This is a genomic window from Micrococcus sp. KRD070, from assembly GCF_017168435.1.
In the GTDB taxonomy this organism is placed as follows: Bacteria; Actinomycetota; Actinomycetes; order Actinomycetales; family Micrococcaceae; genus Micrococcus; species Micrococcus luteus.
Map to the genome: position 1 here is coordinate 140,881 of NZ_JABFNH010000004.1, position 9,705 is coordinate 150,585.

General features: G+C 75.4%; 7 protein-coding genes and 1 pseudogene. 2 read left to right on the forward strand and 6 right to left on the reverse strand.

All coding sequences use genetic code 11. The features are described 5' to 3' along the window. A partial coding sequence (locus J1M38_RS01610; RefSeq protein ID WP_206501155.1) for a hypothetical protein occupies positions 1–474 on the forward strand: 474 nt, incomplete at its 5' end. Then, a complete protein-coding gene (locus J1M38_RS01615; RefSeq protein ID WP_060973947.1) occupies positions 471–968 on the forward strand; it encodes an HIT family protein in 498 nt (165 codons plus the stop codon). The genes J1M38_RS01610 and J1M38_RS01615, both read left to right, overlap by 4 nt. Positions 969–1,019: 51 nt before the next feature. On the opposite strand, the gene J1M38_RS01620 is transcribed toward J1M38_RS01615, so the two are convergent. From J1M38_RS01620 to J1M38_RS01645, 6 genes and pseudogenes are all read right to left on the reverse strand, one after another. Then, the gene (locus J1M38_RS01620) at positions 1,020–2,084 is read right to left on the reverse strand and encodes a polyprenyl synthetase family protein (RefSeq protein WP_206482171.1); all 1,065 of its coding nucleotides are present in this window, start codon (positions 2,082–2,084) and stop codon (positions 1,020–1,022) included. Beyond that, positions 2,081–3,481, reverse strand: coding sequence for a geranylgeranyl reductase family protein (locus tag J1M38_RS01625; protein ID WP_078025950.1), 1,401 nt, complete (start codon positions 3,479–3,481; stop codon positions 2,081–2,083). The genes J1M38_RS01620 and J1M38_RS01625 overlap by 4 nt, the downstream gene beginning before the upstream one ends. Positions 3,482–3,718: 237 nt before the next feature. Then, positions 3,719–5,407 (reverse strand): annotated as a pseudogene (gene menD / locus J1M38_RS01630) (2-succinyl-5-enolpyruvyl-6-hydroxy-3-cyclohexene-1-carboxylic-acid synthase); the annotation flags it as partial. 116 nt (positions 5,408–5,523) lie between these two features. Further along, complete coding sequence (locus J1M38_RS01635) at positions 5,524–7,650, reverse strand: PhoX family phosphatase (RefSeq protein ID WP_206481601.1); 2,127 nt, start codon at positions 7,648–7,650, stop codon at positions 5,524–5,526. Between the two features lie 228 nt (positions 7,651–7,878). Beyond that, entirely contained in the window at positions 7,879–8,952 is a 1,074-nt protein-coding gene (locus tag J1M38_RS01640; RefSeq protein WP_206481600.1) for an o-succinylbenzoate synthase, read from the reverse strand. 80 nt (positions 8,953–9,032) lie between these two features. Continuing rightward, positions 9,033–9,705: hypothetical protein (locus tag J1M38_RS01645; protein WP_241246386.1), on the reverse strand; the 673-nt coding region annotated here is incomplete at its 5' end.

Sequence of the window (9,705 nt, forward strand, 5' to 3'; positions counted from 1 at the left end):
CCCGTGTACCTCCCGGCCTTCCAGCGGCTCGTCCCGGACCTGCTGGGCGACGCCTGGGCCGAGGACGACGGCCTCTCCCCGGCCGACGTCGACGCCCGACTGGCCCAGTCCCCCGCGGCGGAGCAGCTCGGTGCCGGGCTCATGATCCCGGCCGCCCTGCGCGAGTTCTACCTCGCCCTGGGCAACTGCGGCGACCTCATGGAGACGGACCACTACGTGTGGGACCCCGAGGACCTCGAGGTGCGGGACGGCTTCCTCATGTTCCTGGAGGACGCGGACGAGACGGTCGTGTGGGGCCTGCCGGTGGACAACCTGGCGCTGCCGGACCCGCTGGTGTGGCGGCGCTCCGCCGGCGCCGACGCGCCCGAGGGCGAGTGGCAGGACGAGGGCGGCACCTTCAGCGAGTTCCTGACGGACCTGCTCGCGTGGACCTTCGAGGACCCCGAGGACGACGACGAGGGGCTGGACCGGTGACCGCGCCCGCCCCGGTCTCCCACGCCCCGGACGACTACGTCTGCCCGTTCTGCGGGCTCGTGGCCGGCGACGTCTCCGACCCGGGCAACCGCTGCGAGCTCGGGGACACCGTCTACCAGGACGAGGACCTGCTCGTGATGATCGCCGTGGACGGGTTCGGCGACCACGAGGGCCACGCCATGGTCTGCCCGGCCGAGCACTACGAGAACCTCTACGACCTGCCCCCGCGCGTGCTGCAGCGCATCGCCCTGATGGCCCAGCAGGTGGCGCTGGCCATGAAGCGCGCGTGGGCCCCGGACGGGGTCTCCACGCGCCAGCACAACGAGCCCGCCGGCAACCAGCACGTGTGGCACTACCACCTGCACGTGTTCCCGCGCTTCGAGGGGGACATGCTCTACCGGCAGCTGCGCCACCCGGTGGCCCCGGAGGTCCGCGCCGGCAAGGCGCGGGAGCTCGCGGCCGCGCTGGACCCCGCCCCGACCCGCCTGGACTGAGCGGCCTCCCCGGATCGCGGCGGCGACGCTGCGGAGCCGCGGACCGCGGCGTCAGGCCGAGCGCCTGACCACGTAGTCGGCGAACGCCTCGAGCGCCGTCTTCACGGCGGAGTCCGGCAACGGGGTGAGCGCCTGCTTCGCCTGTTCCGCCCAGTCACGGGTGATCGCCCACGCCTCGTCGATGGCGGGGTGGCCCGTGAGCGCGGCGACGGCGGCGGCCAGCTGCTCGTCCGAGTCGAGCGGCCCGTCCACGAGCGCGCGCACCCGGTGGGCGTCCTCGGCCTCCGGCCCCTCGCCCTGCGCGGCGCGGGCCAGCAGCAGCGTGGTCAGGGTGGGCACGCGCTCGCGCAGGTCCGTGCCGGGGACCTTGCCGATCCGCTCGGCGTCGCCGGTGAGGTCGATCAGGTCGTCGGCGAGCTGGAAGGCCAGGCCCACCTTCTCGCCGTATGCGCGCATCACCTGGACGGCGGCCTCGTCGGCTCCGCCCAGCAGCGCGCCGAGCATGCCGGCCGCGGCGATCAGCGAGCCGGTCTTGCCGGAGAGCACCGCGTAGTAGTGCTCGATCGGGTCCGCACCCTCGGCCGGGCCGCGGGTCTCCCACAGCTGGCCCTGCACGAGGCGTTCGAAGGTGTCCGCCTGGATCTGCACGGGCCGCGGGCCGAGCTCGGCCATGAGCTGGGAGGCGCGGGCGAAGATCAGGTCGCCGGCCAGGATCGCCGCCGAGTTGCCCCACAGCCGGTGGGCGGCGGGGGCGCCGCGGCGCACGGGGGCCTCGTCCATCACGTCGTCGTGGTACAGCGTGGCCAGGTGCGTCAGCTCCATCACGACGGCGGCCTGGCGGGCGGGCGCGTCCACGTCGGCGACCTCGCCGGAGGCCAGGGCGGGGTCGCCCAGGAGGGAGGCGAGCACCGTCAGGACCGGACGGACCCGCTTGCCGCCGGCGGCCAGCAGGTGGTGGGCGGCGGTGTCGGAGAAGAGGTCGTCGAAGCCGAGGGCGCTGTCCAGCTGCTCCTCGACCTGCTCGAGCGCGGTCAGCACGACCTCCAGGACACGGCCGTGCTCGGCGAGGGGTTCGAAGCCGGAGGGCAGGGCGAAGCCGGGGTCTGCGGTGGTCACCGGGCAAGCCTACCCAACGGCGCGCCGCCCGCGGTCGTCAGCGCGGGGGTGAGCGCCTCGAGCACGCGGACGGCCCGGTCGACGGCGTCGCCGCCCCGCGCGTCCACCGTGTTGCCCATGACCTTCACCGCGGCCCGCAGCAGCGGGGGTGCGGCCATCCCGGCGCCCAGTGCCGCCTTCATCACGCGCGGATCGCCGATCAGGCGGGCGAACCGGGCGCCGAGGGCGAAGTGTCGGCCCCACAGGTGCTGGGTGATCACCGGGTAACGGGACAGGATCGCGTCCGCGGCGCCGTCGGTCCCGGCCGCGTGCGCCTGCACCGCCAGGTCCGCGGCCAGGCGGGCCGCCTCCATCGCGAACCCGATGCCCTCGCCGTTGAACGGGGAGACCATGCCGGCCGCGTCGCCCACCAGGAGCATGCCCGGCACGTGCTGGGGGGTGCGGTTGAACGCCATCGGCAGGGCGGCGCCGAGGATCCGCGAGGTGCGCGTCTGCTCGGCGATCCCCCAGTCCGCGGTGAGCGCCCCGGTCCAGGACTTCAGCAGCCCGCGGTAGTCCAGCTTCCCGAACTGCGGGGAGGTGTCCAGGATGCCCAGGCCCACGTTCACGGTGCCGTCCGCGAGCGGGAACAGCCAGCCGTAGCCGGGCAGCGGGTTGCCCTCGGCATCCGGCAGGCGCAGCCAGGACTCCATCCACTCCCCGCGGTCGCCGGGCGGGGCGGGGATCGCCCCGTCGACGGCGGCGCCGGCGGTGTAGTAGGCCCGCACGGCCACGCCCATGGGCCGGTCCTCGCGGCGGTGCAGGCCCGCGGAGACGGCGGCACGGGCGGAGACGCCGTCGCACGCGAGCACGATCGGCGCGGTGAAGCGGGCGGTCTCCCCGGTCTTGCGGCCGTTCGGCGCGATCAGCTCCGCGTCCAGCCCGACCACGCGTCCGGCCTCGTCCCGCACGACGCCGGTGACGGCGTGCCGCTCGCGGACCTCGGCGCCGCGGGTGCGCGCCAGGTCCGCCAGGAGGGCGTCGAAATCGCGGCGGGTGCGCGTGAGCGCGTAGTCCGGCCAGGTCTGGGTGGGCGCCCACGGCACGTCCACGCTGCGCTCGCCCGCGCGCAGCCGCAGGCCGCGGATGACGCGCCAGCCGCCGTCGTCGCCGGGCTCGCCCCGGTGGGGCACGCCGAGCAGCTGCAGCTCCCGGACCGCCTGCGGGGTCAGGCCGTCGCCGCAGACCTTCTCACGCGGGTGCGCGGTCTTCTCGAGCACCACCACGTCCAGCCCCGCCGCGGCGAGGTGGGCGGCGGCGGTGGCGCCGGCGGGGCCGCAGCCGGAGATCAGCACGTCGGCGCGGCGCACGACGGCGGAGGTCGAGTCGGGCGCGGGCGACGTCGGCGTGTCGGTCACTGGGGGGCCTCCTCGGCGGCGAGCTCGGCGGTGGGCGGGGCCGGCGTCCGGCGCGGGGTCCGGGACGGGGCACGCGGGCGGGAACGTGGCACGCACCGCCGCGGCCAGGGCGGCGGCGACGCGCGGGCGGTCGGCGCGGTCGCAGCGGACCTCGAGCAGACGCCGGCCGCGCACCGGGTCGGACAGGGCCCGGACGAGGTCGACGCGGTCGGTGACCCGCGTGTGCGGGACACCGTACGCGGCGGCCAGGGCGGCCAGGTCCACGCCGTGCGGGGTGCCGAAGAGCCGCTCGACCGGGTCCGCCATGCCGGGTGCCTCGGCCACGGCCCCGTGTTCGAGGCTCGCGAAGATCGCCCCGCCGTTGTCGTTGAGCACCACGAGGTCGAGGTCCGGCTCGGTCTCGGTGGGGCCCACGAGCAGGCCGCCCGCCTCGTGCAGGGCGGTGAGGTCGCCGAGCAGGGCCACGGTCCGCCGTCCGCGCGCCAGTGCGACGCCCGCGGCCGTGGAGACGGTCCCGTCGATCCCGGCGAGCCCGCGGTTGGCGTACACCTCCGCGTCCGGCGCCGAGGGGGGCCGCCAGGTCAGGTCCACGTCCCGGATCACCGAGGACGAGCCCAGCACGAGCGGGCCCCGGACCATGGCGGCGCTCACGTGCGCCACCGTCTGCGGGCTGAGCCGGTCGCCGGCGTCGGTGGTGACGAGCACGTCCTCCACGGCGGCCTGGGCGCGCATCGAGGCGTGCTGCCACGCGGCGAGCCAGCCGGGCTCGCCCTGCCCGGCGAAGGCGGCGAGCTCCTCGAGGGTCTCCACGGGCGTCTCCCGGCGCCGGCCCGGCTCGAACCACGGTGCGGGCTCGGGGGCGTGCAGGGCCGTGGCGACGTCGGGGCGGGCCAGCAGGGCGTTGACCGTCCGGGTGAGCGTGGGCCGGCCGAACAGCACGACCCGTTGGATGCGGGCGGCCAGGGGGTGTGCGTCCGCGTCGCGCCCGCCGGCCGCGCCCAGCAGGAGCGGGTACGCGGCGATGGCGTTGGCGGAGAACCGCGCGTTCGAGGACGGCTCGGCCAGCAGGGGCAGGCCCAGGGACAGCGCGAAGGCCGCAGCCACGGGGCCGGCGCCGTGGCAGGCCAGCACGACGGTGCGCCGCTGGTCCAGGCGGGCGACGTCCAGCTCGGGCAGCCCCGAGAGCACCGCCCCGGGCGCCCGGTAGGCCGACGCGGCGGCGGCCGGGCTCGCGCCGGTCGGGGCGACGGCCGGAGCAGGGGTGTGCGGCGCCGCGGCGGCGGCGCCCATGGCGGCCGCCTCCTCAGGGCTCGGCACGAGCGGGTCGCGGAAGTGCAGGTTCAGGTGGACGGGTCCGGCCGGGGCCTCGGCCATCGTCACCGGACCGGGCGCGCCGTCGTCGGAATCGGTCTCGGCGACGACCCCCTCGGCCGCCAGCAGGGCCCGGCGCACGGTGGCCCGCACATGGCGCAGATGCTGCTCGGTGTCCACGCCGTCGGCCGCGTCGCAGCCGAGGGAGGCGGCATGGCGGACGTGCGTGCCGAACACGTCCCTCTGGTCCGTGGTCTGGTTCGCGCCGGTGCCGTGCAGCTCGGGCGGACGATCCGCGGTCAGCGCGATCACGCGCGTGCCGGCGTGGAAGGACTCCATCAGGGCGGGCACCAGGTTCCCGACGGCGGTGCCCGAGGTGGTCAGCACGCCCACCGGGCGCCCCGAGGCCAGCGAGAGCCCGTGGGCGAGGAAGCCGGCCGAACGCTCGTCCACCCGCACGTGCAGGCGGACCTGGCCGGCGTGCTCGAGGGCCGCGAGCGCGTAGGCCAGCGGGGCGGAGCGGGAGCCGGGGCAGACCACCGCGTCCCGCATGCCGGCGTCGATCAGGGCGGTGGCGACGGCGCGCGCCACGGAGAGGGAGTCGACGGAGGTCATGGTGGCCACCAGTCTAGGCCCGGGCGCGGGCGGGCCCCGGACGCGGCGAGGCCGCCACGGTGACGCGGTGGCGCCGGCCGTGACGGCCTCGTCGAGGGTCCGCGCGGAGGCGGGGGTCAGCCCTTCGGACCCTTGCCGTTGCCCTTGCCGTTGCCCTTGCCCTTGTTGCCCTTCTCCTTGCCGGCGCCCTTGCCGACGCCGTTGTTCCCGGTGGCGTTGAACACCTGGACGACGCTCGGACGCGGGGCCGCGACCTTGTCGCCCACCTGGACCGGGCCGGTCGGGCTCAGGAAGTCCGGGAAGTAGGAGGTGTGCGCGCCCCAGGTGCCGTCCTCGCCCGGGTGCTGGACGTTGACGAACACGGAGTTGTCGCGGTCGTGGATCACGGGGCCGCAGGTCTCGGCGTCGCGGGGGACGGCGAGGAACTGCTGGACGCGGCCGCGCTCGGCGCCGTCGAGGGTGACCTTGTGCAGCGCGTCGGCGTAGCCGATGGTGCCGGGCTGGCCGTCGGTGGAGATCCAGAGGTTGCCCTCGGAGTCGAACGCCAGGTTGTCCGGGCAGGAGATCGGGGAGACCTTCTCCTTCGGGTAGCCGGCGAAGTAGGCCGAGGAGGAGACCGCCGGGTCGCCGGCGAGCAGCAGGATGACCCAGGTGAAGGTGGTGGAGGTGTGATCCCCGCCCCGCTCGGTGATCTCGATGACGTGGCCGTCGCGGTTGCCGATGACCGGGTTGGCCTCGTCCACGGCGGTGCGCTTGGTGTTGTTGGTCAGGGCCGCGTAGACCTTGCCGGTGACCGGGTTGGTCTCGACGTCCTCCGGACGGTCCATCTTGGTGGCGCCCATCTTGTCTGCCGCGAGGCGGGTGTAGACGAGGACCTCGGCCAGGGACATGCCCGGGACGAAGGACGTCTTCTCGTCGGCCAGGGCGATCCACTCGCCGGAGCCGTCGAAGGCCCCGTCCGAGGGCAGGGTGCCCCTGCCGTCGATCTGGGCGGCCGGGGAGTCGCCGGAGAACTTGGCCACGTAGAGGGTGCCCTTGTCCATCAGGCGCATGTTGTGCTTCTTGTCGCCCTCGCGGACCTTCTCGGCCGAGACGAACTTGTACAGGTAGTCGTGGCGCTCGTCGTCGCCGGAGTAGACCACGGCGTGGCCGGACGGGGAGATCACGGCGGTGCCGGCCTCGTGCTTGAAGCGGCCCAGGAGGGTGTGCTTCACGGGCGTGGAGGTCGGGTCCTCGGGGTCGATCTCGACGACCCAGCCGAAGCGGTTGGCCTCGTTCTCGTAGCCGGGCTTGGTCAGGTCGAAGCGGTCGTGGACCTTCTCCCAGCCACGGCGGGTGGCGGAGGTGGAGATGCCGTAGCGCTTCTCCTCGGCGGTGCCGCGGCCCTTGAAGTACTGGTTGAAGTTCTCCTCGCCGGAGAGCACGGTGCCCCACGGGGTGGTGCCGCCGGCGCAGTTGTTCAGGGTGCCCAGCACGCGGGTGCCGGTCGGGTCCTCGACGGTCGTGAGCAGCGCGTGGCCGGCGGCCGGGCCGCGGACCTCGAACTCGGTGGTGCCGGTGATGCGGCGGTTGCGGCGGCCACCGCGGACGTACTCCCACTGGGCGCCGCGCTTGGCGCACTTGAGCTCCACGATGGACAGGCCGTGGGCCTGGAGGCCGACGTTGACGACGTCCTCGAAGTTCGAGGCGATGTACTCCGGGGAGAACATGATGTTCTCGTTGGTGTACTCGTGGTTGGAGACGAGGTAGCCGGAGCGGTCGTTGCCGCCGTCGGTGATGATGTTCAGGTAGTCGTTGTTGTAGCCGAACTGGGCGGCCTGCGACGCACCGGTCTGGTGCTCGATGTCGAACTCCGGGGAGTCGGCGAACAGCGGGTCGCCCCAGCGGATCACGGTGCCCCAGTCGTAGCCCTCCGGCACGGTCATGGTGTCGACGGTGCGGGTCACCGGCGCGATGGGCTCGAAGGGGAGCTTGCCGCCGCCGGTCGGGCGCCGGCCGTTGTCCGCGAGCGCCTCGGGGGCCTGGGCCACCTGGGAGCCGATGACGACGGCGGCGGCGAGGCCGGTGCCGCCGACCAGGGCGGAGCGGCGCGAGATGGCGGTCTCCGCGATCTGCTGGAAGGTCGGGTTCGCCGAGGTGTTGGGCACCGGGTGGGCGCACGCGTTGCCGCACTTGAGCTCGCACGTGACGGCGGAGCGGTTGCCACGGGTGTGGCCGGCCATGGGGAGGAGGCGCTTCAGCATGACGGGGTCCTTCGCGTCGTGGGGATGGTTCGGGCTCCGGTGCCGGGCCGGAGGCGACCCCGGGGGTGAGACCGGCCGGGGCCGCCATCACCTTGGCCCCTCGCTCCGAGCGGCGAGCCACACCCAGGTGGCCGCGAGTTGAACTCTTCCCGGCCGCCGGATTTCGTCCCGTCGACGTGCTGTAATCCGGCTCACATGCCCCGCGCCGACGGGGACAGGGCGGGCCCGTCAGCCCTGCGCGGCCAGCACCGCGTGGGCCGCGCGCACGCGGTCGGCCCACCACGCCTGCCGCGCCCCGTCCGTCCGGACGCGGTCGAGCAGCTCCGGGTCGGGGGCGGGGGCCCGCTCCCCCGGCGCCGGGAGGGCCCCCGCGCGTGGGCGCCAGGCCGGGGCGACGACGTCGTGCTCGAAGAGGGCCGCGGTGCCGAGCCCGCACGCGTGCGGCAGGGACGGCAGGCAGGCGGCGAGCGCGGCGCCGCCGGCGATGCCCACGGAGGTGTCCAGCGCGGAGGAGACCACCGCGGGCAGCCCCGCGGCCGCCACGATCGCCGCGGCGCGGCGCACGCCCCCGAGCGGCTGGACCTTCACCACGATCAGGTCCGCGGCCCCGGCGGCCGCGACGGCGAGCGGGTCCTCGGCCTTGCGGACCGCCTCGTCCGCGGCGATCGGGGTGGGGACGCCCCGGGCGCGCAGCTCCGCGCGGACCTCCGCGAGGTCGGTGATGCCGGGCACGGGCTGCTCGGCGTACTCGAGGCCGACGTCGGCCAGCTCGGTGAGCACGTCCACGGCTTCGGCGGGCGTCCAGCCGGCATTGGCGTCGACGCGGACCTGCGCGTGGGGCAGCAGCGCGCGCACGCGCCGCACGCGGGCCAGGTCGGCCTCGCGGCCGCCGGGGACGAGACCGCCCTCGGGTCCGTGCTCGGCCACCTTGACCTTGACCGCGGTGATGCCGTCGCCGTAGCGGGCCAGGACGGCCTCGACGTCGTCCGCGTCCACCGCGGGCACGGTGGCGTTGACGGGGATGGTCTCGCGGACCGGGGCGGGCCAGCCCTGCCAGCCGGCCTCGATCGCGGCGGCGAGCCACGCGGCGCTCTCGTGTGGACCGTACTCCGGGAACGGGGAGAACTCGCCCCAGCCCGCCGGGCCGCGCAGCAGCAGGGCGTGGCGGAGGTCCGTGCCGCGGAACCGCACGCGCATCGGCACGGCGACCGCGACGGCGTCGGCCAGCAGCTCCTCGACGCTCGGCAGGGCGGGACCGCCCGGCGCGCCGGGCAGCGGGGGCAGGGCGGGGGCGGTGCTCATGCGGCCAGTGTAGGAAGGGCGCTCGGCTCCCGTTCCGACGGGCGCCGGCGGGGTGGGACTGTCTGTGTCGGCGCCGACGCTCAGACGGCGCCGAGGTAGCCGAGGGCACGGGCCAGGTCCACGGCGCGGTCGTGGGCGCCGAGCACCCCCTCCAGGCCGGCGACGACGGCGGCCGTCACCTCCTCGGTGAGGTGCCAGTCGGCGGTGAACGGGTCGTCGAAGCGCGCCCACGCCGTGCCCACGGCCGCGAGCGCGCGGGTCATCTCGGTGAGGTCGCGGAAGACCGGTCGCGGCTCGTCCAGGCGGTCCTCCCAGCCCTCGTCTCCCGGGGCCATGAGCACCTGGCCGGTGGAGGCCGCGTGGATGAACGGGTCGGCGCCCTGCTTGGCCACCACCGTCCAGTCGTCGTTCCAGTCCACCAGCAGCGCACCGGTGCGGTGGTTCCACCGGTATCCGGCCTGCTCGTCCCACAGGCGGTCCAGCGGGAAGAACATCACGGGCAGGCCGAGGGTGTCGATCTCCAGCCACTCCGGCCCCACGTAGCGGTAGAAGTCGGCCAGGTCCGGGGCGAGGGGCTCCTCGGCGGCCCACTCGATGGGCTCCTGCCGGCTCAGCCGGCCGAACGGGGCCAGGGCGTCCCGGGCGGCCAGCAGGTCCTCGGCCGAGAGACGGGGCCGGGCGCCCGGCTCGGCACCCGGGCCGGGGGCCGAGCCGGTGGAGTCGCGGAGGGCCGGGCGATGTCCGTGGGCGGGG